The organism is Psychrobacter sp. S4(2024) (assembly GCF_036861305.1).
In the GTDB taxonomy this organism is placed as follows: Bacteria; Pseudomonadota; Gammaproteobacteria; order Pseudomonadales; family Moraxellaceae; genus Psychrobacter; species Psychrobacter cryohalolentis.
Map to the genome: position 1 here is coordinate 666,642 of NZ_JAZAQR010000001.1, position 24,348 is coordinate 690,989.

At 43.6% G+C, this 24,348-nt stretch carries 19 protein-coding genes; 7 read left to right on the forward strand and 12 right to left on the reverse strand.

The genetic code is table 11. The features are described from left to right. Positions 1–218 precede the first annotated feature (218 nt). The 7 genes from VLA57_RS02880 to VLA57_RS02910 form a co-directional block, all read right to left on the reverse strand. Positions 219–2,579 carry a heavy metal translocating P-type ATPase gene (locus VLA57_RS02880; protein WP_333954301.1) on the reverse strand — a complete coding sequence of 787 codons (2,361 nt, stop codon included), beginning with the start codon at positions 2,577–2,579 and terminating at the stop codon, positions 219–221. 334 nt (positions 2,580–2,913) lie between these two features. Further along, positions 2,914–3,138 carry a heavy-metal-associated domain-containing protein gene (locus VLA57_RS02885; protein ID WP_020444055.1) on the reverse strand — a complete coding sequence of 75 codons (225 nt, stop codon included), beginning with the start codon at positions 3,136–3,138 and terminating at the stop codon, positions 2,914–2,916. A gap of 135 nt (positions 3,139–3,273) precedes the next feature. Beyond that, the gene (locus tag VLA57_RS02890; protein WP_011514193.1) at positions 3,274–3,528 is read right to left on the reverse strand and encodes a hypothetical protein; all 255 of its coding nucleotides are present in this window, start codon (positions 3,526–3,528) and stop codon (positions 3,274–3,276) included. A gap of 27 nt (positions 3,529–3,555) precedes the next feature. Next, positions 3,556–4,431 carry a 3-deoxy-8-phosphooctulonate synthase gene (gene kdsA, locus VLA57_RS02895; RefSeq protein WP_133105060.1) on the reverse strand — a complete coding sequence of 292 codons (876 nt, stop codon included), beginning with the start codon at positions 4,429–4,431 and terminating at the stop codon, positions 3,556–3,558. A 188-nt stretch (positions 4,432–4,619) separates the two neighbouring features. After that, positions 4,620–6,254 carry a CTP synthase gene (locus VLA57_RS02900; RefSeq protein ID WP_011514195.1) on the reverse strand — a complete coding sequence of 545 codons (1,635 nt, stop codon included), beginning with the start codon at positions 6,252–6,254 and terminating at the stop codon, positions 4,620–4,622. 193 nt (positions 6,255–6,447) lie between these two features. Next, the gene (locus VLA57_RS02905) at positions 6,448–7,509 is read right to left on the reverse strand and encodes a porin (RefSeq protein ID WP_020444057.1); all 1,062 of its coding nucleotides are present in this window, start codon (positions 7,507–7,509) and stop codon (positions 6,448–6,450) included. 549 nt (positions 7,510–8,058) lie between these two features. Beyond that, positions 8,059–10,263 (reverse strand): malate synthase G, encoded by a 2,205-nt coding sequence (locus VLA57_RS02910; RefSeq protein ID WP_333954302.1) that lies wholly within the window; start codon positions 10,261–10,263, stop codon positions 8,059–8,061. 620 nt (positions 10,264–10,883) lie between these two features. Between VLA57_RS02910 and VLA57_RS02915 the strand changes: the two genes are divergently transcribed. Then, entirely contained in the window at positions 10,884–11,657 is a 774-nt protein-coding gene (locus tag VLA57_RS02915; RefSeq protein ID WP_333954303.1) for a tRNA-(ms[2]io[6]A)-hydroxylase, read from the forward strand. A 251-nt stretch (positions 11,658–11,908) separates the two neighbouring features. On the opposite strand, the gene VLA57_RS02920 is transcribed toward VLA57_RS02915, so the two are convergent. From VLA57_RS02920 to mtgA, 5 genes are all read right to left on the reverse strand, one after another. Further along, a complete protein-coding gene (locus VLA57_RS02920) occupies positions 11,909–12,415 on the reverse strand; it encodes a hypothetical protein (RefSeq protein ID WP_333954304.1) in 507 nt (168 codons plus the stop codon). A gap of 105 nt (positions 12,416–12,520) precedes the next feature. After that, complete coding sequence (locus VLA57_RS02925) at positions 12,521–12,802, reverse strand: hypothetical protein (RefSeq protein WP_011514201.1); 282 nt, start codon at positions 12,800–12,802, stop codon at positions 12,521–12,523. Positions 12,803–12,850: 48 nt separating this feature from the next. Next, positions 12,851–13,021, reverse strand: a complete 171-nt coding sequence (locus tag VLA57_RS02930) for a hypothetical protein (RefSeq protein ID WP_333954305.1) — start codon at positions 13,019–13,021, stop codon at positions 12,851–12,853. Between the two features lie 286 nt (positions 13,022–13,307). After that, a complete protein-coding gene (gene ppk1, locus VLA57_RS02935) occupies positions 13,308–15,596 on the reverse strand; it encodes a polyphosphate kinase 1 (RefSeq protein WP_333954470.1) in 2,289 nt (762 codons plus the stop codon). A 129-nt stretch (positions 15,597–15,725) separates the two neighbouring features. Continuing rightward, positions 15,726–16,412 carry a monofunctional biosynthetic peptidoglycan transglycosylase gene (mtgA, locus tag VLA57_RS02940; RefSeq protein ID WP_011514203.1) on the reverse strand — a complete coding sequence of 229 codons (687 nt, stop codon included), beginning with the start codon at positions 16,410–16,412 and terminating at the stop codon, positions 15,726–15,728. Positions 16,413–16,639: 227 nt separating this feature from the next. Between mtgA and VLA57_RS02945 the strand changes: the two genes are divergently transcribed. The 6 genes from VLA57_RS02945 (at position 16,640) to VLA57_RS02970 (ending at position 24,320) form a co-directional block, all read left to right on the forward strand. Next, on the forward strand, positions 16,640–16,948 hold the full coding sequence (locus tag VLA57_RS02945) for a glutaredoxin family protein (RefSeq protein WP_333954306.1): 309 nt from the start codon (positions 16,640–16,642) through the stop codon (positions 16,946–16,948). Positions 16,949–17,146: 198 nt separating this feature from the next. Beyond that, positions 17,147–18,625 (forward strand): FAD-linked oxidase C-terminal domain-containing protein, encoded by a 1,479-nt coding sequence (locus VLA57_RS02950; RefSeq protein ID WP_011514205.1) that lies wholly within the window; start codon positions 17,147–17,149, stop codon positions 18,623–18,625. After that, complete coding sequence (gene glcE, locus VLA57_RS02955) at positions 18,622–19,680, forward strand: glycolate oxidase subunit GlcE (RefSeq protein ID WP_333954307.1); 1,059 nt, start codon at positions 18,622–18,624, stop codon at positions 19,678–19,680. The genes VLA57_RS02950 and glcE overlap by 4 nt, the downstream gene beginning before the upstream one ends. A 26-nt stretch (positions 19,681–19,706) precedes the next feature. Beyond that, entirely contained in the window at positions 19,707–20,918 is a 1,212-nt protein-coding gene (glcF, locus tag VLA57_RS02960) for a glycolate oxidase subunit GlcF (RefSeq protein ID WP_333954309.1), read from the forward strand. 243 nt (positions 20,919–21,161) lie between these two features. After that, positions 21,162–22,919 (forward strand): L-lactate permease, encoded by a 1,758-nt coding sequence (locus VLA57_RS02965; protein WP_133105072.1) that lies wholly within the window; start codon positions 21,162–21,164, stop codon positions 22,917–22,919. Positions 22,920–23,111: 192 nt separating this feature from the next. Further along, positions 23,112–24,320 carry an alpha-hydroxy acid oxidase gene (locus tag VLA57_RS02970; protein WP_333954311.1) on the forward strand — a complete coding sequence of 403 codons (1,209 nt, stop codon included), beginning with the start codon at positions 23,112–23,114 and terminating at the stop codon, positions 24,318–24,320. The last annotated feature ends 28 nt before the right edge of the window (positions 24,321–24,348 follow it).

Here is a 24,348-nt window from a genome sequence, read left to right on the forward strand (position 1 = left end):
AAAAGCTTTAGTGATTAATACAATCGGCTCATTTTAAACGTAATCAAAGGTTTATTTCATCCCTTAACCATTAGCTATAGTGCTTGGTATCATAGCATAAATTTTGCCAAACTTCCCTTATCTTAAAGCAACGGACGGTCATAAAATCGCCAATCAATAGTCAAATGAGTCACTATCAATCTATCTCATTACCTATGATATCAAACGTCATATAACTCTTACGCTTTTGTTAGACGATCTGCTTTAGTGTGGGAGTCTGATACAGTATTATTCAGTTCAACCTTTGTCTTAAAACGCGTTAAACGCAGCGCATTCATCAGTACTGAGATAGAGCTAAGTGCCATAGCAGCAGCGGCAATCATAGGATTCAAAAAGCCAAAAGCAGCGAGCGGAATACCAAGACAATTATAGATAAAGGCAAAAAACAAATTTTGTTTGATATTACGCAGCGTGGCATTCGCAATTTTTTGCGCTGCGTCGATATGCATCAGCGACTCACCCATCAAGCGCGCAGAGGCACTATGTTGGGCGACATCCGTGCCTTCAAACATGGCAAAGCTGGCATCGGCAGTTGCCATCGCTGGTGCATCATTGACCCCATCTCCTGCCATAGCGACTTTATGACCCGCTGTTTGCAGTAGAGCAATTTGGCTGGCCTTGTCACGTGGACTCATCTTTCCATACGCTTTTTCGATACCAAGCTGTCCGGCAACGTGATCGACGACGGATTGTTTATCACCGCTCATCAAAATGACATTAATACCCGCATCTTGTAGCGCAGTAATCGCCTGCGGCGTATCTGATTTTAAGTCATCTGCTAAAGCAAATGCGCCTAGTGCTTCATCGTTAATACTAATCGCAACAGTACTGGCAATTTGCCATACCTTTGGCATCAATTTAGGCAATACAAGATTGGCAAACTCTGCTGTGCCAACCTTTACCACACCTAAGCCTTCAATATTTGCCTGTATACCTGCGCCTTTGATAACGCTGATATCAGACACATCGAATAAGGATAAACCACGTGCTGTCGCTGCATTAACCAAAGCAGTTGCAAGCGGATGACTGGCATGTACTTCAATACTTGCGGCAATCTGTAGTACATCATCAACCGCTATTGATTTATCAACCATAACTTCATCGACGATGGTCGGTTTGCCAATGGTTAAGGTACCCGTCTTATCAAGTACCACCGTGTCGATATTGCCTGCCGCTTCTAGGCTTTGCGCATCTTTAAACCAAACACCGTGACGCGCAGCCACGCCCATACCTGCCATGATTGCGGCTGGTGTCGCCAAACCAAGCGCACAGGGACAAGCAATGACCAATACAGATACCGCGTGCATCAAAGCGGTATCGAGCATACCGGTTAGCCACCACGTCACACCAAAGGTAACCAGTGCAATCACTACCACAACGGGCACAAAGACCGCAGTGACTCTATCAGCAAGGCGTGCCAAATTGGCTTTTGAGCCTTGGGCATCGCTTAATGCTTGTACCATATCACCAAGCTTTGTATCGCTACCCTTGGCATTGACGCGATATAACAAGCTACCGTTTTCGACCAAGGCACCCGCTAATAATCCATCGCCTACTTCTTTCTTAAGCGGTACTGACTCACCGGTTAAATGACTCTCGACACACCAGCCAGCACCATCGATGACCGTCCCATCGGTTGCAACGCGGCTTCCTTGCTTAGCACGCAAGATATCACCCACTTGTACCTCTTTGAGAGCGATATTTTTAAACTCACCATTTGGCTGCTGTTGCTCAACTTCGTCTGGTGTCAGCGATAATAGTAAATCAATACTATTCAGACTGTGCTTTTTAGTGCGCTCTTCAAGGTATTTACCCGTGCGCACAAAAGCAATAACCATCACACCTGCTTCAAAATATACCGCAGGACTGCCACTCGCACCATGACCGCCAGTATGCCCACTTTGCAACAGACTATTTAAGCTACCATCACCATGGGTCAGCCACAGATACGTTGAATACGCCCAAATGGTTACCGTACCGATAACGACCAATACGTCCATATTGGCAAGACCGCCTCTAATAGACGCCCAAGCACTTTTATAAAATGGTAAAGCAAATCCAAACTGTACAATGGTCGCTAGGATAAACTGCATCCAAATCGGCGGCATCCATGCCATACCCTGCCCAAAGAGCATGCCAGCCATACCAACTAAAAACGGCACCAAACAGACCCATAGTCCAATCAAACGCCATGGATACTGAGTGCTCGCATCGTCATCTTTTTGAGCAAACAAGCTATCAGCCGCCTGCAAATTGGCGACAAAACCCGTTTTGTTGACCCATTCCGTCACCTGCTCTGCCGTCGTCTGTGTCGGATCATAATCCACATTGGCGGTCTCGCCTGCGAAGTTCACGCTGACCTCATAGACTGATGGCTTTTTATTCAAAACCTTTTCAATCCGTGATGCACAGGCCTGACACGTCATGCCCTCTATCGCCAGCTGCAAGTGTGCACGCTGCGGGGTAAGCGGGGTATTAGACTGAACATCAGTCTCCACATCATAAGAATTATGGGTATTGGTACGGGTAGAATCATTCATAAATAAAACTCGTTATGGCGTTTATAAATTTGTATGAGCTATAAAAATCTATCAGTGGAGGAATAAAAACCCAAATCAAACAAGCAGTACATTCTAAAGATTAATATCTTATTGTTTTTCAGAGCATTTAAATAGTAGTCATCTTAGTGTATCAACCTATATATTAAATGGTCATGATTAGCGCCAATTCAACTATTTCAGCCGACCAATTATTTCAGATTAAAAGGACATGTTGCAGAAATAAGAGAGCTGAGAACACTACTCTGATAGCCATAGTTTTTCACCATTAAAAAACCAGCCACAATAGCTGGTTTGTTTATAACAAAGCATAAAATTAAGCGTTGGTAACAGTGGCATCAAAGCCTGCGTCATCAATAGCAGCAGCAATCGTCTCTGCACTGGTTTTGCTATCATCAAAGGTGACTGTCGCTTGATTGTCTGCAAGCTCGATACTGATGTCATCTAAACCATCGATATCAGCGGTGGCGTTATGGACGCTTGCCACACAGCCACCACAAGTCATGCCATCAATTTTAATGATACGGGTTTGGTTTGCCATGAGAGGCTCCTTATTTTTATCTGTGAATAAATGGTTTGTATACTTTAACGGTATAAGACTTTATTAAAATAGCCAAGACCAGCATAAGAGCTATTGGCGTTGACCACAAGTCAGTTTGGTTATACTTTTATAAATCTAATCATGATAACGTGGATTTTGCGGGGCATCGATAGGAAATGGCTGAGTGACATAATCGACCATACTAATCGCAGCAGTAAAGGCATGGATACTGGTTTTGGTATCATCATAACGCACCAACGCCATATGACTGTTAGCATCTAACTCAATAGCGGTGACGCCCGTTATATTCTTTAAAGCGGTCATGACGCTATCTAAACCTTCTGAATCATTGATGTTTTCAATGCTTACTTGTGCCACTTTAATCGCCACTGTTTTATCCTCACATTACTTATGATATTAATGAGTATCCAAAGTCTCAAAGCCTTTGACCAAGTCATCAAGCTGTTTAAGTTGGCGTAAGAAAGGCTCTAATTGGCTCATACGTAGCGCACACGGACCATCACATTTTGCCACTTCTGGATTTGGATGCGCCTCTAAAAACAATCCTGCCAATCCAGTTGCCATACCTGCACGTGCAAGCGTTGTGATCTGCTCACGGCGTCCTCCAGCACTGTCGCTACGCGCGCCCGGCTGCTGCAAACTATGCGTCACATCAAAGAACACGGGTATCTCCATCTGCTTCATGGTATCAAAACCCAGCATATCAACGACCAAATTATTATAACCAAAGGCACTACCGCGCTCACACAGGATAAGCTTATCGTTACCGCCTTCGAGACATTTATTGACGATATGACGCATCTCATGCGGGGCTAAAAACTGCGCTTTTTTGATATTAATAATCGCATCCGTCTTCGCCATCGCATGCACCAAATCTGTTTGACGGGATAAAAACGCAGGCAACTGGATAATATCAGCTACTTCAGCAACTGGTGCCGCTTGATAAGGTTCGTGGACATCCGTAATAATCGGTACTTGAAATTTTTCTTTGATTTGCCCAAGCCAATCGATACCTTTCTCTAGCCCCGGACCACGATACGAGGTCAGACTTGAGCGATTGGCCTTATCAAAGCTGGCTTTAAACACATAGCCGATACCCAAACGCTGGCAAATATCGACATACTGCTCAGCGATCTCAAATGCCATCTCTTTAGACTCTAAAACATTCATGCCACCGAATAAGACAAATGGCTGATCATTACCGATACTGATGTTTTTATTATCAGGTGTATTAAGCTGAATATGCGACTGCGCGGTTAGTAGGTTTTCCATCGAGTAGGTATCCTCTTTATTGTTATCTCTTATTGTAACCGATAGGTCAATTAAAAAAAGGCTATAAGCGTAATTAGCGGCAAACCATTAGAAAAATCTGCATGCAAACCACTGCCAAAAAATCAGCCAAAAAAAAGACCAATCCGAAGATCAGTCTTTTTATATCAAAAGCACTTATAACTTAACCATTATTTCGCTTCACTATAATTCTTCGCCGCTTTTACAAAGCTATTGAACAATGGATGACCACCGCGTGGCGAGCTGGTAAATTCTGGATGGAACTGTACCGCAACAAACCATGGATGATCAGCAAGTTCAACTGACTCAACTAGGTGCTGCTTAGCAGAATAACCTGATACCGTCATTCCTGCTTGCTCTAATGGCTCGATATAGCGGTTATTCATCTCATAGCGATGGCGATGACGCTCAGTTATATTGTTAGCACCGTAGATTTGTGCAAGCTTACTACCAGCGACCAGCTCAGCTTGCTGCGCGCCTAAACGCATCGTACCACCAAGGTCTGAATCATCACTACGAATCTGCAATTCGCCGCGCTCATCTAACCACTCTGTAATCAAGCCAATAATAGGCTCAGCTGTTTTACGATCAAATTCAGAAGAGTTGGCATCGATATGTAGCACGTTACGCGCATATTCAATCACTGCAAGCTGCATACCTAAACAGATACCTAAATAAGGTACGTTGTTTTCGCGAGCATAGGTAATGGCTTTGATCTTACCCATAGTACCGCGCTCACCAAAGCCGCCTGGCACCAAGATGGCATCAGCATTATGCAGTTGCGCTAGTAAGCTGTCATCGTCTTCTAAACGCTCAGCATCGATATAATCAATCTTGACGTCGGCTTTATGAGTAATACCAGCATGTAACAATGCTTCATTGATTGATTTATAGGCATCTGGTAATTCAACATATTTACCAACCATGGCTACTGTTACCGTCGACTCAGGATTCAACTGCGCTTCGACAACCTTATCCCAATCGCTCAAATCTGCTTCTGGTAAATCAAGACCAAAACGCTCACAGATTAAATCATCGAGATCTTGTTCATGTAACGTACGTGGAATCTGATAAATGCTTTGCGCATCTTCACACATAATGACCGCACGCTCTTCAACGTTGGTAAATAGTGCAATCTTGCGACGATTGTCTTGTGAGATATGATGATCCGAGCGGCAAATCAAGATATCAGGCTGCAAACCGATAGAACGCAGCTCTTTGACTGAATGCTGCGTTGGTTTAGTCTTAGTTTCACCTGCACTGGCAATATAAGGCACCAATGTCAGATGCATAAGCATGGCACGATTGCGACCAAGCTCGACTTGCATTTGACGTACTGCTTCCATAAAGGGTAACGACTCGATGTCACCTACGGTACCGCCAATCTCGATGATAGCGACATCATAGCCTTCGCCACTGGCAAGAATTTTGCTCTTAATCTCATCCGTAATATGCGGAATCACCTGCACCGTACCGCCTAAATATTCTCCACGGCGCTCTTTATTTAAGACATTTTGATAGATGCGACCACTGGTGAAGTTGTTACTTTTGCTCATCTTTGAATGGCGTAAAAAACGCTCATAATAGCCCAAGTCCAAATCTGTCTCAGCGCCATCTTCGGTCACGAATACCTCACCATGTTGAAACGGGCTCATCGTGCCTGGATCAACGTTGATATACGGATCCATTTTGGTCATGGTCACGTTTACGCCACGTGCTTCTAAGACGGCAGCAAGGGAAGCTGCGGTAATACCTTTTCCTAGTGAGGACACTACCCCACCGGTCACAAATATAAACTTGGTCATAGTACTCTGTCGGTAATTGGTAAAGAAGGATTTTACTAAAAATACGTCAAAAAATATAGGGCAAAAGCACAAACTATTTGAAACTCTTCATTTTTAGCACATGTCTATTATAACTCACTACAGCGTTAAAAAAGCCATAACAAAAAAACTCACCCCGAAGGATGAGTTTTTTATTCAGATTCTAATGGTTAGATTAGAATTTGTATTCTAGACCAGTACCAACTACGAATACTTCAGCATCACCACGTACATTAGTATATGAAGTAGCATTTGGTGTAACTTTATATGCATAGTTAACATTATCAGCTTTGTTCATACCAGCATAGGCATGAGCAATGATGTTGTCTTTATACATGTATTTGCCACCAACAACGATTTGATCTGAATCAGCATTATCAAAACCATTTAAATTGTCAGTTTTGTTATACTGAGTATAGATAGACGCTGGGCGAGCAAAGTTAGCTAAAGGCATCTCAGCACTTACAACCAAACCTTTCTCTTTAGAAGTACCAGCGTCGTAATCAGCTACTTGATATAACGCACCCAAAGTTACTGGAGCTGCCATGTACTTGCCTAGATCTACAGTAGCAGTACCACGGATGATATCACCGACGATGTTTTGATCTTTGTCATAAGCAACACCAGCAGTAAAGCCAGTACCTTGATCAAACAACATTGCTACGCCAAAGCCAGCATTGTCATTACCATTTACATCATCAGAGCTGTACATAGCTGATAATTGTAATGGTAGACCGTTATACTTAGGTGCAGTCCAGATGATTGAACTTGCGATACGGTTACTATCAGCCATGTTTAATGCATCAATAACTTCATTCTCATTTTGAGTAGTACCTAAGTTATCAAAGTAACCTTGGTTAACAACAACGTTATCAATACGAGCAAGCGTTGATTGGTTTTTACCAACACGGAACTCACCGAATTGTTTGTTGTTTACACCAAGGAATGTATCACGGTTAGTGAAACCATTTTTATCACCATCAATCTTTGTGCCATACTCTAACTGATAGATAACATCAGTATTAGCAGTCATAGCTTCAGAACCTTTAAAGCCTAAACGTGAAGCATGAGAGTTGATCTCTACTGTATCTTCATCATACATATTGCCAGCAGGGCCATCAAATTCAGCATTAACATAGTCCATAGCAACGAAAGCTTTACCATAAACAGTTGGTGCTGCATTGGCTGCAGATACAGATAGGGCAGCGATTGCTGTAGCTAAAAGTAGTTTTTTCATGGGGGTATCTCCACTTTACAATTTTAGTAATGAGCGAGCTATTATTAGCCGTTGCCCAAATGGTATCGTCACAAATCCTCAAAGATATAATGTGTAACTGGCTACCGAGATTAGTCAGAAACAAGTGTGGCGAAGTTCTATTACCGTAAGATGAAAAAAACCATGACTTACATAACTGGGATTAAAAAAGTAACTGCCATGTAAACTTTGGTCTTTATCGCTCTGTTGCGTAACATCCGTTACCAAACTCATACTTCAGCTACAAGCATAACAACTTTGACATAATTTGCAACATTTTTTTGAAGCTTTAGTTGGGAAAAACTTTCAAACCCACCCTCTGTATAAGGTTTTACCTTAAAGAAAATTTTGACAAAAAACACCCCTACTCGTTTAAAACGAATAAGGGTGAGAATTACAAAGGAAATCAGAAACGCTAAAAATTTTGGCAATTAGCAGTGTGAAAACTTGACAGTTACTTACCTCTTTTATTGGCAGTCACTTACCTCGCTTAAAGGGTGCTTATTGCTAAATTCAGTCTTGTTTTAACTTTTAGCAGCCAACACTGGCTTTTAGATCTAGACGTGCTTGATGCAATAATGGCTCAGTATAACCACTTGGCTGCTCGCGACCTTTAAACACCAAATCACAAGCGGCTTTGAAAGCATAGGAATTGTCCAAGTCAGTCGCCATTGGTTGATAATCAGCATCACCAGCGTTTTGCTCATCGACGATTTTAGCCATACGTTTCATAGCGTCCATCACTTGCTGCTCGCTGACCACATTATGGTGTAACCAATTAGCAATATGCTGACTTGAGATACGTAATGTCGCACGATCTTCCATCAAGCCGACGTCATTGATGTCAGGTACTTTAGAGCAACCAACGCCTTGGTTTACCCAACGTACGACATAGCCTAGGATGCCTTGAGCATTATTATCAATCTCTTGCTGTTTTTCTTCTTCAGTCCAATTGGTGTCTTTTGCCAATGGAATGGTTAAGATATCATCTACGCTAGCGCGCGCACGTGATTTTAGGCTGTCTTGAACTTCAGCAACATTGACTTGATGATAGTGCATGCTGTGCAAGGTAGCGCCCGTTGGAGATGGCACCCACGCCGTATTAGCACCTGCCTGTGGATGGGCAATTTTGGTGTCCATCATCTCTTGCATTTCATCAGGTTTTGCCCACATGCCTTTACCAATCTGCGCGTGACCTTGTAAGCCTACTTCAAGACCGATATCGACGTTCCATTGCTCATAAGCAGGCAGCCACGTTTGCGACTTCATATCACCTTTGCGGACAAATGGACCTGCATTCATACTGGTGTGCATCTCATCACCTGTGCGATCTAAGAAGCCAGTATTGATGAAAATAACACGCTCTTTTGCTTGGCGAATGGCTTCTTTTAAGTTGACCGTCATACGGCGTTCTTCATCCATAATGCCGATCTTTATCGTATAACGCTCTAAGCCCAGCAGGTCTTCTGAGGCGTTAAATAAGTCATTCGCCATCTTCACCTCATCAGGACCATGCATTTTTGGTTTCACAATATACATTGAACCTTTACGTGAGTTTGATAGCTCGGTTTTACCCTTTAAATCATTCAATGATAATAAAGGCGTAATCAAACCATCCATTAAACCTTCGAAAACTTCTTCTTGACCATTGCCTAAATCTACCAAAATCGATGGATTTTGCATGAGATGGCCGACGTTACGTAGCAATAAAAGCGAGCGACCTGGCAAGGTCAGCGTATCACCCTCTGGCGTAGTATATTCGCGATCAGGATTCTGTTTACGCGTACGGGTCTTGCCGCCTTTCTCAAAGGTTTCTTGCAAATCGCCATTCATCAAGCCAAACCAATTGCGATACGCTTCAACCTTCTCTTCTGCATCAACAGCAGCGATGGAGTCTTCACAATCTTGAATCGCAGTCAGCGCCGACTCTAATAACACGTCTTTGATATGTGCAGGATCATCTTTGCCAATGGGATGATTGCCATCAATTTGAATCTCAGCATGCAAGTTATTGTTCTTTAGTAACACAGCGCTAGGACTATCAGCGTCGCCTACGAAACCTGCAAACTGTCCGGCATCTTTTAGTTGCGTGCTGCTATCGCCTTGCGCAATTTCAAGCTTACCATCCACGACTCTAAAACCTGTTACATCGCTATAAGAGCCTGATGCTAAGGCAAAGTTTTCATCTAGGAATTTTTTGGCATAAGCGACGACGGCTGCGCCACGTGTTGGATTGTAGCTACCTTTTGCTTCTTGACCATTTTCATCACTGATAACATTGGTGCCATATAAAGCATCATATAAGCTGCCCCAACGCGCATTATTGGCGTTCAACGCATAGCGAGCGTTACGTACTGGTACTACCAGCTGAGGTCCTGCAATACGGGCAATCTCATCATCGACGTTTTCTGTGCTGACACTGAACGCTTCGCCTTCTGGCAACAGATAGCCAATTTCTTGTAAAAATGCTTTGTACGCTGGATAATCAATGTCGCCATTTTTGGTAGGATGTTGCAGGTGCCATTGGTCAATCTGTCCTTGAATCTTAGCACGCGTTGCAAGCAGCGCTTTGTTGCGTGGCGTAAACTCTTTGATGACCTTTTCGAAACCTGACCAGTAACCGCCTGAATCAATACCGACTTTCGGCAGCACTTCATTTTCGATAAAATCGAACAGCTGCTGATCAATGGCAAGAATGCCTTTTTGAACGCGATTGGCATTAGAAGACTGGCTCATACTGTTATCCTTATCTGTTTGTTAGATTTGTTGATACTGGGCTGCTAAAACATACCTCGTCCATGTACACAGCCATGCAAAAGGGCGCATAAAGCAGGGTTGCAAAGTAATAAATAAGCGACAAGCCAAGTAAATTTACTACTGCGTTACCTCGGCTGTCATTATTTGAGCGGTATTTAACGTTGTATTATCTAGATAGGTTTTACATAAAGGTAGGCTATAAACCTTAGATTTTGAGACGCGATTGATAGTTGATATACTATTGGCTACCTGCTATCAGCTGACAAGCAATAGTAAGACAAAATACGTTAAAAGCAAAATATTATCCTACTACCAAATAAGGCAATAAACAAGGAAACCTCATTTAGTAACTAAATGCTTGGGCTGTAGATAAATGATAATCTATATACCATATGCGCCAGCAGCGATTATCTTGCTATCCTATCCTCCTGAGTTACTCACAAGTATAAACTGTAAGTAATCATTACGATATTAATTTATGCGTAATGGTTATCTATCATATCAAAGTATTTTAGAGAATTTAAATACATATCGCGCGTATATATCTACTTTTTTTCATTATTTTATTCATCCACTCATCGATAAAGTCTAAGCAAACCATGACCATAAACCAAGAAAATACATCCATACCTAAAACTACTTCTAATTTGCAATCTGAGCCTTCAACTACAGTAGGGAGTCAATCTGTAATAGATTCTGAAGATAGCAGTAGAAATGATAGCGTTGATATCATTTCTATCACCCAACTCAGCACGCCACTAAAGGTAGATTTATCGCCTATTTTTGATTTCTTGGGCGCACGAACCTCACAAGCTTGGGTCAACGCCGCTGTTAATAACTTACCGCTGATTATTCAAGACCATGCCAATTGTGAAAAAAAGGCCGCCGGTACCGCGATGAATCTCATCTTTCGCTATGAGTTCTCTTATGATTTACAGCGTAAATTGGCACAATTGATACGTGAGGAAATGCTGCACTATGAGCAAGTGCTTGGCATTATGAATGAGCGCGGGCAAGCATGGAAATATCTAAGTGCGGGACGCTATGCCAAAGGGATGCTAAAACATAAGCGCACTTATGAACCCGCTGCAATGGTAGATGTGCTGATTATTGGTGCATTTATCGAGGCACGTTCTTGTGAGCGTTTTGCGGCACTTTCTGAGGTTATCAATGATGAGCGTTTGGCAAAATACTATCGTTATTTATTAAAATCAGAAAGCCGTCATTTTGAGGATTATTTGGCACTAGCGCAGTCATTGTCTGAAGACAATATCGATGATCGTGTGGCATTCTTTAAAGAAGTGGAAGCAGAGTTGATATCAACTCCAGATACTGAGCTGCGTTTTCATAGCGGCGACCCTATTGCTCTCTAATTTATTAAATCTATAGTGAGTTCAATATAAAAGAATTACGCTCAGAATAGCATTATGCTGGGATAAATTTCTCTCGCTTGCTGTGCGCTTCGCACTCCAGAGGCTTTGAAAAGTTTATCCCAGCAGTACGGTGTACTTTTTAAATTGAATCGACTATGTTATCAATAAAACGAAAAAAAGTGCTGCAAGCGACGTATCGTACGTCATTACTTGCAGCACCTTTTTCAAGTTATCTGAATTGTCTAAATGTTTTAAAAATCTTTTTCATCTGGATTTAACACACGGGTTTGAGCATTATCAATATTTGCATAGCGATTTAAATCATTAATCCCTACGCTTTTAGCTCCTTGATCAATAGTGGTATGTTCATTGATACCATCATCAAAAGCATTGCCCTCTTGATCGCGGCGGTCTGGCTGACGGGCAGCATTATCGCCATCATTGACATGTTCTGAGCCTACAACACTTTCTTGGAACGTATCTGTTCCTTTATTGATAGTGGTATGATTTTCAATACTATCATCGGTAGACATCACGTTATGACTATTATGATGAATGTCTTCATGCCTATGGTCACCATGCTCGATATCATCGCTCGCATATCTGGTGCCAATGACTGTTTCTTGAAATGTCTCGGTACTTTTTTCTGTACTATCATTAGCTGCGCTGGTGTCGACCGTGCGCGCAGGCGTATTTTCGATATGACCGTCATTACTGTTGATAGGCGTTTTGGTTAATGCCGGATCTTTCGTTTCCATCGTAATATCCTTATTTTTAATTTATCTTTCTTGTTATTTCTTCATTATCAGACATCTGACAATAATCATTTATATGAGAGTTAAGAGAGTCACGACGATGAAAAACTATTCATTGCCTTTTTGCGATAAATCATAGGCGTTTAGATCGCCAACATTTTTTCCACCTGGAGGCAGATTTTCTTCTTTGCGTGGGTCAGCGTATATCTCATCTGTCTCCTGCGACTCCTGCTGAGGTCCATCAATTTCGGGTTCGTGCTTACGACCTTCATAACTGTCCGATGGATTATCTGGATGCAGCTTCGCTGGATCGTTGACGGATACGGGCTTTTCATTATTTGGGTGCATGTTGTTAGTTTGAATATTGTCTGACTGACTATCATGTGACATGGCATTTCCCTCGCTTTATTAGTATGGGGCTCAATATTTTTTTGCTAACTATTTGTCAGTACGCAAATCATCGTTGATAAAAGAGGTTTGCTCTTCTTCTGTTAATAATTCTGGTGCATCAACTGACTTGCCATTTTCTAAATTTTTCTCAATCTGCTGGCTATCTGATTGCTCAGCGGCTTTTTTGATATCTGAGCTATTATTATTGGTGTGACTCATGGTGAAATCCTGTTTTCTTAGTGAGATACTTTATAAGGGTGAATTTTTATATCTATCTAATTATAAGAATAAATTTGATACGCTCACCAGTGTACTGCCGTATAAATATGTGAATAAGTGTGAGCTTACCAGACAGTTTGTAACCAGAAAGTAGAATTGGTAGGCAAAAAAAACCAAGCACGGAGTAATCTCTATGCTTGGCTGTTATATTTGTTGAAAAAAGTGGATAACATTAAAAATACTAAATGAGATTAATCGACTTAATAACCGCTAATAAACAAGACAGTTATACCGGCTCGCCAACACGATTAATCACCTTTAATAAATGCTCTTGAGCAATGTGAGGCGCTTCATCCGCCGCTGGCTTGGTTCGTTGCCAGTTACCGTCACCGCTGAGTATCCACGCTTGCTTATTGTCTTGGAGGTAACTCAACAGTCCATCTTGATAAATTTTCTTAGACAATTTTTTATCTTCAATGGGAAACGCTACCTCTACACGGTGGAACAAATTACGATCCATCCAATCGGCGCTGCCACAGTACAAGCGCTCATCACCATCATTATAGAAGTAATAGATGCGAGTATGCTCCAAAAAACGACCGATAACAGAACGTACGGTGATATTCTCAGACAGACCCTTCACTTGCGGACGCAGACAGCATATGGAGCGCAAAATCAGTTCAATTTTGACCCCTGCTTGTGACGCATCATATAGTTTATCAATCAAACGACGTTCGGTTAAGGCGTTTACTTTAACAATAATATGAGCGCGCTTGCCCGCCTTGGCATGAGTAATCTCATCATCGATAAAGCTCATCAATTTATCATGCAAGGTAAATGGTGCATGCAATAGCTTTTTGAGATTAGCAGGTTTACCCATGCCGGTCAGCTCTTGGAATATCTTGTGGACATCTTCTGAGATATCAGGATCCGCGCTGAATAATCCATAATCGGTATAGACTTTAGCATTTGCTGCGTGATAATTACCCGTGCCTAAATGCACATAACGGCGCATTTTCCCCTCTTCGCGGCGCACGATGAGCATGAGTTTAGCGTGGGTTTTGTAGCCAACAATGCCATATACTACTACCGCCCCTGCCTCTTGCAGATAGTTGGCAACAGCAATATTAGACGCCTCATCAAAACGCGCGCGTAACTCAATGACTGCTGTCACTTCTTTACCATTACGTGCTGCTGCGGCTAGCGCTTTGACAATTTCTGAATTGGTGCCTGAACGATAAAGCGTTTGCTTAATCGCTAATACTTTTGGATCACTGGCAGCTTGCCAAAGCAAATTAATAATCGGCGAAAACGCATGGAACGGATGATGCGCCAATACATCGCCTTTACGCATGGCAGCAAACATACTGGTTGCTTTATCAAGCTTGTCGACTTCGCGGCGAAACGGTTTTGGTATCACATGCGTAAAGGGCTGATAACGCAATGATGGGATATTAAAATCAAACAGCAAACGCGTTAAGTTGACAGGTCCATTGACGCGGTATAATTGGTTGTCATGCAGCTCAAACTCATTAAGCAAATAATCACTAATTGGCGTTGGGCATTCAGTAGTGACTTCAAGGCGCACTTTATCACCAAAGCGGCGGTTTTCAAGCTCACCTTCTAAGGCTTTGGCAATGTCATCAACATCATCTGCCAAGTCCAAATCCGCATTACGCGTCAGCCTAAATTGATGACAGCCCGTGACATTCATACCAGGGAATAGCTCACCGATATGCTCATGAATAATCGCTGATAGCATCACATGGTGCTCTTTGCCACCAGTCAATTCATCAGGCAGACGAATCACGCGCGGCAAGCTACGCGGCGCGGGTACGATAGCCAAATTGATATCGCGACCAAAGGCGTCTTTGCCCTCTAAAGTCGCAATAAAATTCAAGCTTTTATTCACCAAGCGCGGGAATGGATGCGCAGGATCAATACTAATAGGTGTCAATACCGGCGAGACTTGCTCAGTAAAATAGCGCTTCATCCATGCGGATTGCTCAGCATTAAGCTCATCGCGCTTTAAATAACGAATATCCTCAAGCGCCAGTGCTGGCAAGATATCTTCATTTAAAATACGGTATTGCTCAGCGATGGCATCATGAGTCACTGCTGATATTTCATTAAGAATTTCACTAGGACGCATACCATGTACACTGGTCGACACATCACCCAGATTGAGCTTTTGCATGATACCAGCAACGCGAATCTCAAAAAACTCATCGATATTGGATGAAAAAATCATTAAAAAGAATAAACGCTCAAGCAAAGGATGGTGGGGATCTGCCGCTTGTGCTAAGACTCGCAGATGAAACTGCAATAAAGACAAGTCACGATTGATATAGCTGCTGGGTGAATAATTGCCATCTTCCGAGCGTTGCCAATCAATCTCGGTTAAAGCCTGGTTGCCATACGGATTAATAAGGCTTTCATCGGTAGGAGGATTGCTGGTATTAATGGCACCGTCTACTTTATCTGTGTCACTCTCTATATTGACATTATTATTCGCATCAATATATGTCTCAATAACATCAGCGGTCTTATCACTATTACTGTGCTTATTATCCATCTCTACCACGCTCCACTCCTATGACTGTTATCAAACTGCTATCATTTTTATATCAATCTTATCCTATCAGCATTTTTATACTATACTTTTTAATTATTATTCTATTGTTACCGTTAATTCTAGCTACATTTAGGCAGACTGTGGCAATACAGCATTTTTCATACGTTTTTTGATGATACGTTGTTTATTACGCAGGCGTTTATCGCTTTGATGACTTTCATAGTATTTTGGATTGGTTAGCATGGCAATCAATAAGGCTGACTGATCACGATTGAGATTAGCCGCTGACTTATCAAAATAATACTGCGCTGCCGCTTCAACACCATAAATACCATTGCCAAACTCTGCTACATTCAAATACGCGGTCAAAATCCGCTGCTTATCCCACAATGTCTCAATCATTATGGTAAGAACAGCCTCTTCAGCTTTACGCGTATAAGAGCGATGCGAAGTCAAAAACAGATTTTTAGCCAATTGCTGAGTGATGGTTGAGCCGCCTGCCGACATCTTGCCAGTCGCTTCATTCTTTTTCTGTGCCGCCTTAATGCCTTTCATATCAAAGCCGTTATGTTGGCTAAACGTCGAATCCTCACTGACAATCGCCGCTTGCTTCGCAGATTTGGCAATCGCGTCATATTCAACCCAAGTTTGGCTAACATCACCGCCCATAATGCGATGGGTGAGCATAAACATGCTGTTATTAATCGGCTGCGTTTTCCAAATTAATAACAGCCCTGCAACCAACACATGGAATGCGACGACCAACACCATCAATGCCAATAAGAGTCGTTTGATAAATTTGCCAAAACTTGTCATGCGTGTTGTCCAAGTGATTGAAAAGATAGTTAGAGGAAGTAAGGAGCGCTTAGCCTAGCAATATAGGTCAGCAATTATAAATAGCAGCTCATCTTACCTAATCTCACAATCGCTGTCATTATTTACCCCACTTCTTTATCATGTCACATGAGTACACGTAAAAAATCAGCAAAAATGAACGTTGAATTTGTAAGCTTTGCCTTTAGGATTAATATAAGAGAGTAGCTATGTACGAAAATAATAATATAAGCACATTGCGTGCTCATATGATTGAAGAAAAACCTGAGCTTGGTTCTCCTGAAAATATAACCAAATGGTGGCTACTCGGCACCTCAGGTTGTCATTTATGTGATATTGCTGAACAGCTGATAACACAGCTACAAGTGGTGCAACGCGTTACTTACGAGTCTGTCGATATTGCCGATTTCTCTGAACCGCTTATGATGGCCTTTGCGACGACTATTCCCGTCATCTTGACACCGACAAAACGCTTAGATTATCCATTTTCAGTACTGGATTTACAGCGTTTATTGTAACTCTGCCAGCCCCTGCTCGCTTATTCAATACAGCCGCAAACAAGCTTAATTCCTACTAATTCAAAACATTACATATCATTTTATTCAGTTTTAGCTAATATATTGATAGCTAATCTTTCCCTTTTTATTATAAGCTTAAGGTCATCTGTATAATAATGCAGTGAGTGTCGACAATTTAGTGAGCAAAGGAATGCCACCATGAATCAGAGCCAAAGACCTGATAAAGCTGCTTTAGTAGAGCTATTTCGCGATTTTATTGAGCCTCAGTACGTGATCAATGATGAGGAGACTCAAAAGCCTTTTGAGTGTGATGGCTTATCGGTATATTGCGATATGCCACTCATTACGGTGCTCCCAAAAACCGTTGAGCAAGTTTGTGAGGTCATGCGAATCTGTTATCGCTATCAAATCCCTGTGGTTGCGCGCGGTGCCGGTACGGGTTTGTGTGCAGGCGCAATGCCCAACCCTGATGGCGTCTTATTGGTGTTGTCACGATTTAAACATATCCTTGATATTGATCCACTTGCCCGTAGCGCACGTTTGCAGCCAGGTGTCCGTAACCTTGCTATTAGTGAGGCGGCTAGACAATATGGCTTGTATTATGGCCCAGACCCCTCCTCACAGATTGCCTGCTCCATCGGTGGCAACGTCGCCGAAAACTCAGGCGGCGTCCATTGTCTCAAATATGGTCTGACCACTCATAACTTATTAAAAGTTGAGATGGTCACAGTCGAGGGGGATCTCATTACTATTGGTAGTGAAGGTCTTGATAGCAACGGCTTTGATTTGATGGCTCTGATTACTGGCTCTGAAGGTCTACTTGGGGTGATTACTGAAGTGACGGTCAAGCTGCTACCTAGCCCTGAAAAGGCTCAGGTCATTATGGCCGCTTTTGATAATGTTCAGACCGCAGGGGATGCGGTCGGCGGCGTGATTGCCAAAGGTATTATTCCAGCCGGACTTGAGATGATGGACAGCCCTGCCATCATAGCCGCCGAAGCATTTGCTCATGCAGGCTATCCAATTGACGCCCAAGCTTTGCTGCTGTGTGAGTTAGATGGTAGCGAGGCGGAGGTTCAAGAACAGATTGCAGAGGTTGAGCAGCTGTTTATTGAGCTTGGCGCAACCACAACACGTGTCTCACAAAGTGAGGCGGAGCGCGCCTTATTGTGGAAAGGTCGAAAATCTGCATTCCCCGCTGTCGGACGAATATCCCCTGACTACTACTGCATGGATGGCACGATTCCGCGTAGCCAACTTGCCCATGTCCTAACCGAAATGCAAAAACTCTCAGATGAATACGGTCTGCGCGTCGCCAACGTGTTTCATGCTGGGGACGGCAATTTGCACCCGCTTATCTTATTTGATGCCAATGTCCCAGGAGAGCTTGAGCGCACTGAAGAGTTCGGCAGCCGTATTTTAGAGCTTTGCGTCAAGGTAGGCGGCTGCATAACTGGTGAGCATGGGGTTGGCGTCGAAAAAATCCGCCAAATGACGATTCAGTTTAACGATCAAGAGCTGACACAATTTCATGCAATCAAGCACGCCTTTGACCCAATCGGTACGCTAAATCCAGGTAAGGGCATTCCAGTGCTCAAGCGCTGTCAAGAGTACCGTACCCTTGACAGAACGCAACACAACCATGACTCTCAACCACAGCAAGGAGATCTGGCATGACAGACATCAGTCAAGAGCTGATTGCGCGGGTAAGACAAGCCAGCCATGACGGCACAGCCCTACAAATCATGGGCGGGGGCAGTAAGCAGTTTATGGGACGTGAGCCAATAGGCGACCCCATCAGTCTTAGCGAGCACAAAGGCATCATCAGTTATGAGCCGATCGAATTGGTGCTGACTGCTCGTGCTGGAACCTCAATTACTGAGATTAATAGCGCCTTAGCAGAACACAATCAGTGCTTAGCATTTGAGCCACCGACATTTGACGGACAAGCAACCTTGGGCGGCACATTGGCTTGCCACTTATCAGGCCCAGCAAGACCTTGGAGCGGCTCAATAAGAGACCATGTCTTAGGCATTCGCCTGATTAATGGGCATGCAGAAGAGCTGCGCTTCGGCGGTCAGGTAATGAAAAACGTCGCCGGTTATGATGTCTCACGGATGCAAGCAGGCGCGATGGGCACTTTGGGTATCATCACTGAAGTCAGTCTAAAAGTCATGCCTAAGCCTGCCGCCACTGTGACTATTAAGCAGGAAATGGACGCTGCAAAGGCTATTGAGACCATGAACCGTCTCTCAGGAAAATCCAAACCCTTGACAGGGGCGTGTTGGTTTGACAATCATTTGTATTTGCGCTTGGCAGGCGCGCGAAGTGCTGTAGACAGTACTGTCAACCAGTGGCAAGGCGCGATATTAGAGGATACAGATACGTTTTGGTCAATGCTTCGTGAGCAACAATTGGATTATTTCTTAGACGCGTCCTCATTGTGGCGGTTTTCTGTAAAAAGTAGCGCGGCGCATATGCTACCAGAGGAAGATTGGCTGATTGATTGGGGAGGATCACAGCGCTGGCTTCGTGGCGACTTTACCGTGGACAAATTAGAAGCGCTCGCTGAGGCTGCAGGTGGTCAGGTCAGCCTTTATCGCGGTGGTGACAGGAGTCAGGAGGTCTTTCATACTCAGTCTGAGGCGCTCCAAAAGCTCCACCAACGCCTCAAACACGCCTTTGATCCGAATGGTATTTTCAATCCCAATCGTTTATACAGCTGGATGTAAATTAGCTCGATGACAAGGAAGTCGTAATGCGAACTCAAATCAATATAAAATATCTGGATCACCCAGATATTCAAGAAGCCGATGATATTTTGCGCACTTGCGTTCACTGTGGATTTTGTAATGCCACGTGTCCCACGTATCAAGAGCTTGGCGATGAGCGTGACGGTCCTCGCGGTCGTATTTATTTACTAAAACAAATGCTTGAAACTGGTGATGTTAGCGAAAAATCCCAACTTCATTTAGACCGTTGTTTGACTTGTCGTAGCTGCGAAACCACTTGCCCCTCTGGGGTAAAATATGGCCGCTTGGCTGAAATCGGCCGTGATATTATGGAAGAACAGCTGTCGCGACCTGCCGATCAAAGGCTTAAACGTTGGCTTATCAGAAAGGTGTTGCCCTATCCGCATCGCTTCGGGTTTCTTTTAAAACTCGGGCAATTGTTTCGCTCCTTTTTGCCTCGCGACTTAAAAGCCCAAGTCCCTGTTAAGCAAATCACCCGTCCGCGACCATCACAGCAACACTCGCGTCAAATGCTGGTGCTAGAGGGCTGCGCCCAACCTTCTGCCACTCCCAATACCAACAATGCCGCCGCCCGAGTACTTGATAGGCTAGGCATCAGCTTGATCGCTGCACCAGAGGCCGGATGTTGCGGCGCTGTGAGCTATCACATACCTGCTCATGAAGAAGGACTTGAGTTCATGCGGCGCAATATTGATGCGTGGTGGCCATATATTGAGGCTGGGGCTGAAGCCATTGTCATCAGTGCCTCAGGCTGCGGCTCGATGGTCAAAGAATACGGCGAAAAGCTCAAACATGACGACGCTTATGCGGCTAAAGCCAAACGTATCAGTGCGATGACCCGAGACCTGAGTGAGATTTTAATCAAAGAGGACTTGAAGAAGTTGGTAGTAAAACAGACGAATCGCAAGACCGCTGTCCACTGCCCATGCTCGCTACAGCACGCTCAGCAGTTAGGCGGTCATGTTGAGCAGATATTGCAACGCGCTGGGATTGAGCTCTCTAAAACCCAAAACGGACATTTATGCTGCGGCTCTGCTGGTACTTACTCGCTCCTTCAGCCTACGCTTAGCCAGCAACTACTCACCAATAAAATCAACGATCTTACCATCGATAACCCAGATCAGATTGTGACAGCCAATATCGGATGCCAATTGCATTTAGGCAGCCATGCGTCCGTCCCAGTCAAGCATTGGATCGAATTGTTAGACCCACAATAAAACCAACTATAATGAGTTAAGCGGATTGTAAAGGACAATCATAATCAGCTCTTAACTACTTTAATAAAGAATACAAGGTCTCAGCTAATTTTTGAAATAAGTTCTCTACTGCCATTTGAATGACGCCCGCAGCACCAAAAAACTACGGGCTTCTTTTGGCTTAATACTGATAAAGAAAAAAGAAATATCCTTCAATGATATTTCAAAGATGACTTCAACTACATATACCAAGGACGGTTTATTATGTACACTTTTTTGGCCTTAGCGCCTATTCTGGTAGTACTCGTTTTGCTTGTAATGTTGCGGCTCCCTGCCAAGATTTCTATGGGCGTTGCCTATTTAGTAACCGCGCTATTAGCGTTGTTCGTTTGGCAAGCCAGTGGCGCCCAAGTCGCAGCCGCGACTGTAAATGGCATCATCGTCGCACTCACGCTTTTATTTATTGTATTTGCGGCTATTTTATTGCTGAATACTTTGAAGGAAGGGGGTGCTATTGTCGCTATTCGTAAAGGCTTTATGGATATCTCGCCCGATAGACGCGTTCAAGTTATCATTGTGGCGTGGTTATTCGGCTCGCTGATAGAAGGCTCATCAGGATTTGGTACGCCATCTGCTATCGGTGCACCGTTGTTGCTCGCTTTAGGTTTCCCAGCGATGGCATCAGTTATGGCTATGTTAATTATTCAGTCGACGCCCGTATCATTTGGTGCCGTTGGTACGCCAGTATTACTTGGCGTTTGGACTGGTATCAATGATAAGCCAGATATAACGCAAGCGATTGCGCCACTCTCAACTGAAAACTATCTATTACAAATCGCGGGTAACATCGGTCTGATACATGCGCTGGTGGGTTTTCTAATTCCGTTACTTTTGAGTGGATTTTTGACTCGGTTCTTTGGTAAAAATCGCTCCTTCGTTGAAGGGCTCAAAGTATGGCCTTTTGCAATTTTTGCTGGTCTCTGCTTTACCGTTCCTTATTATTTAGTGGCTAGATACCTAGGTCCTGAGTTCCCATCATTGGTCGGTGGTTTTATCGGTCTTATGATTGTACTTCCTGCAGCAAAGCGCGGCTTCTTGATGCCTAAAGAGATTTTTGATTTTGCGCCACGCGCTAAATGGGATAAAGACTGGCTAGGCTCGTTACCTGAAGAAAAGTTTGATGATTCCATTGCACCAAGATTTTCTTTGGTTCGGGCATTTTCTCCTTATCTCATCGTTATTGGTCTACTAATCATCACTCGAGTCATTGCACCGCTGAAGGCATTTTTGACTGGAGATTTGACCACTATACAATTTACCAATCTTTTTGGTACAACTATTTCTAGTAAAATCCAACTTGCCTATTCTCCAGGTATCATTCTAATTATTGTTGCCTTAATCTCTATCTTGTTGTTCAAAATGAACGGACAAGCCGTCAAACGTAGTTGGAGTAGTTCTGCAAAAACCATGATAGCCGCCGCACCAGCCTTGCTGTTTTCGGTACCGATGGTACAAGTATTCATCAACTCCGGGTCAGCTGCTGAAGTCGCAAATTCGCTACCCGCTATGCCCATCTTACTGGCTGAGAGTGCCGCTGGTGCCTTTCAAAATGCATGGCCACTCGTGTCTCCGTGGATTGGCGCGCTGGGTGCGTTCATTGCAGGCTCAAATACCGTCAGTAATATGATGTTCGCTTACTTTCAGTGGTCAACCGCTAGTCAAATTGGCTTAGATGTCAATCTTGCTGCACAAGTAGTAGCACTGCAAGCGGTCGGTGGCGCTGCTGGTAATATGATTGCGGTACATAACGTCGTTGCTGCTTGCGCGGTGGTTGGTCTGATGGATAAAGAAGGCTATGTTATTCGCAAAACCTTAGTCGCAATGACATACTATGTTATTCAGGCAGGATTGATCGGTATGGGTATTATTTTCGGTCAAATGTGGTGGTGGATATTGGCTGTCATTTGGCCAATCGCATTTTTTGGCATCATGGCAATGACGAGTAAAAAAACCGTTACTTAACATGAGTTAGCTGTACTAGTAAATCTGTGAATCTGCACTCAGTACTTGAACTGACGCTATTATACTAACTATGATAGTGTCAGTTTTATGTCACGGTTAAGATAATATTATCTAATAATTAACGACAAAAAATGAATGACCACAGCATCATAATGAATAAACGGTTACCAAATAAGCAACAAGGAAGACCTTATGAAAAATTTGAGCAAAATTACTGAAATTGAAGACTTACGACGGGTCGCTGAGCGCAAAGTACCTCGCATGTTTTATGATTATGTCGACTCAGGATCATGGACTGAGACCACCTATCGCAATAATGAAACCGACTTTGACCGTATCAAACTGCGTCAGCGAGTATTGGTTAATATGGAAGGGCGCTCGCTTGCTACCGAAATGCTGGGCACGCCAGTAAAAATGCCTGTTGCGATTGCGCCAACAGGCTTTACTGGCATGATGTGGGCAGACGGAGAAATCCTCGCGGCACAGGCAGCAGAAAAGTTTGGTGTACCGTTTTCCCTATCGACCATGAGTATTTGCTCTATAGAAGATGTAGCAGAAAATACCAGCCAGCCGTTTTGGTTTCAGCTATATATGATGCGTGATATGGACTTTATCGCCAATTTGATTCGCCGCGCCAAAGAAGCCAATTGCTCAGCGCTCATCCTGACCGCCGACTTACAAGTACTCGGTCAACGTCATAAAGACATCAAAAACGGTCTATCTGCGCCGCCAAAACCGACGCTTGCCAATATCTTAAATCTGATGACCAAGCCAGAATGGTGTATGAATATGCTGGGTACCAAGCGTCGCACCTTTGGTAATATCGTCGGTCACGCTAAAAACGTCGAGGATATCTCATCGCTATCCGCATGGACAGCTGAGCAGTTCGATCCAGCACTTAGCTGGGATGATGTCGCTCGTATTAAAGACATGTGGGGTGGCAAGCTGATTATCAAAGGTATTATGGAGCCAGAAGACGCTGTACTGGCAGCTCGTAGCGGTGCCGATGCGCTAGTAGTCTCCAATCATGGTGGACGCCAATTGGATGGTGCGCCCTCTTCCATCTCATCTCTAGCCGATATCGTACAAGCCGTGCGTGCTGAAGACAGTCAGATTGAAGTTTGGCTCGATAGCGGTATTCGTTCTGGGCAAGATGTACTCAAAGCGATGGCATTAGGAGCCAATGGCACGATGATTGGTCGCGCTTTTCTTTATGGTCTTGGCGCGTATGGCGAAGATGGTGTCCGCCGCGCGCTTGAGCTGATTTATAACGAATGTGACATCAGCATGGCGTTTTGCGGTCATACCGATATCAATGAAGTGCGCGATGATATCTTAGTCAAAGGTACCTACGAGCATCTTAAAACTGCCTTGCCATACGTAGCGCCAATGCGCTGGTAAGTGTAGACGATATAACTACTTAGACTTG

Excerpts from the sequence above, each read along its gene's own strand:
- VLA57_RS02950 (WP_011514205.1), top strand. The coding sequence starts at position 17,147 with ATGAATCAGAGCCAAAGACCTGATAAAGCTGCTTTAGTAGAGCTATTT.
- VLA57_RS02900 (WP_011514195.1), bottom strand. The coding sequence starts at position 6,254 with ATGACCAAGTTTATATTTGTGACCGGTGGGGTAGTGTCCTCACTAGGA.
- VLA57_RS02970 (WP_333954311.1), top strand. The coding sequence starts at position 23,112 with ATGAAAAATTTGAGCAAAATTACTGAAATTGAAGACTTACGACGGGTC.
- VLA57_RS02930 (WP_333954305.1), bottom strand. The coding sequence starts at position 13,021 with ATGAGTCACACCAATAATAATAGCTCAGATATCAAAAAAGCCGCTGAG.
- kdsA (WP_133105060.1), bottom strand. The coding sequence starts at position 4,431 with ATGGAAAACCTACTAACCGCGCAGTCGCATATTCAGCTTAATACACCT.
- VLA57_RS02920 (WP_333954304.1), bottom strand. The coding sequence starts at position 12,415 with ATGGAAACGAAAGATCCGGCATTAACCAAAACGCCTATCAACAGTAAT.
- VLA57_RS02925 (WP_011514201.1), bottom strand. The coding sequence starts at position 12,802 with ATGTCACATGATAGTCAGTCAGACAATATTCAAACTAACAACATGCAC.
- VLA57_RS02915 (WP_333954303.1), top strand. The coding sequence starts at position 10,884 with ATGACCATAAACCAAGAAAATACATCCATACCTAAAACTACTTCTAAT.
- VLA57_RS02965 (WP_133105072.1), top strand. The coding sequence starts at position 21,162 with ATGTACACTTTTTTGGCCTTAGCGCCTATTCTGGTAGTACTCGTTTTG.
- VLA57_RS02905 (WP_020444057.1), bottom strand. The coding sequence starts at position 7,509 with ATGAAAAAACTACTTTTAGCTACAGCAATCGCTGCCCTATCTGTATCT.
- VLA57_RS02880 (WP_333954301.1), bottom strand. The coding sequence starts at position 2,579 with ATGAATGATTCTACCCGTACCAATACCCATAATTCTTATGATGTGGAG.
- glcE (WP_333954307.1), top strand. The coding sequence starts at position 18,622 with ATGACAGACATCAGTCAAGAGCTGATTGCGCGGGTAAGACAAGCCAGC.
- VLA57_RS02910 (WP_333954302.1), bottom strand. The coding sequence starts at position 10,263 with ATGAGCCAGTCTTCTAATGCCAATCGCGTTCAAAAAGGCATTCTTGCC.
- ppk1 (WP_333954470.1), bottom strand. The coding sequence starts at position 15,596 with ATGGATAATAAGCACAGTAATAGTGATAAGACCGCTGATGTTATTGAG.
- VLA57_RS02885 (WP_020444055.1), bottom strand. The coding sequence starts at position 3,138 with ATGGCAAACCAAACCCGTATCATTAAAATTGATGGCATGACTTGTGGT.
- mtgA (WP_011514203.1), bottom strand. The coding sequence starts at position 16,412 with ATGACAAGTTTTGGCAAATTTATCAAACGACTCTTATTGGCATTGATG.
- VLA57_RS02945 (WP_333954306.1), top strand. The coding sequence starts at position 16,640 with ATGTACGAAAATAATAATATAAGCACATTGCGTGCTCATATGATTGAA.
- glcF (WP_333954309.1), top strand. The coding sequence starts at position 19,707 with ATGCGAACTCAAATCAATATAAAATATCTGGATCACCCAGATATTCAA.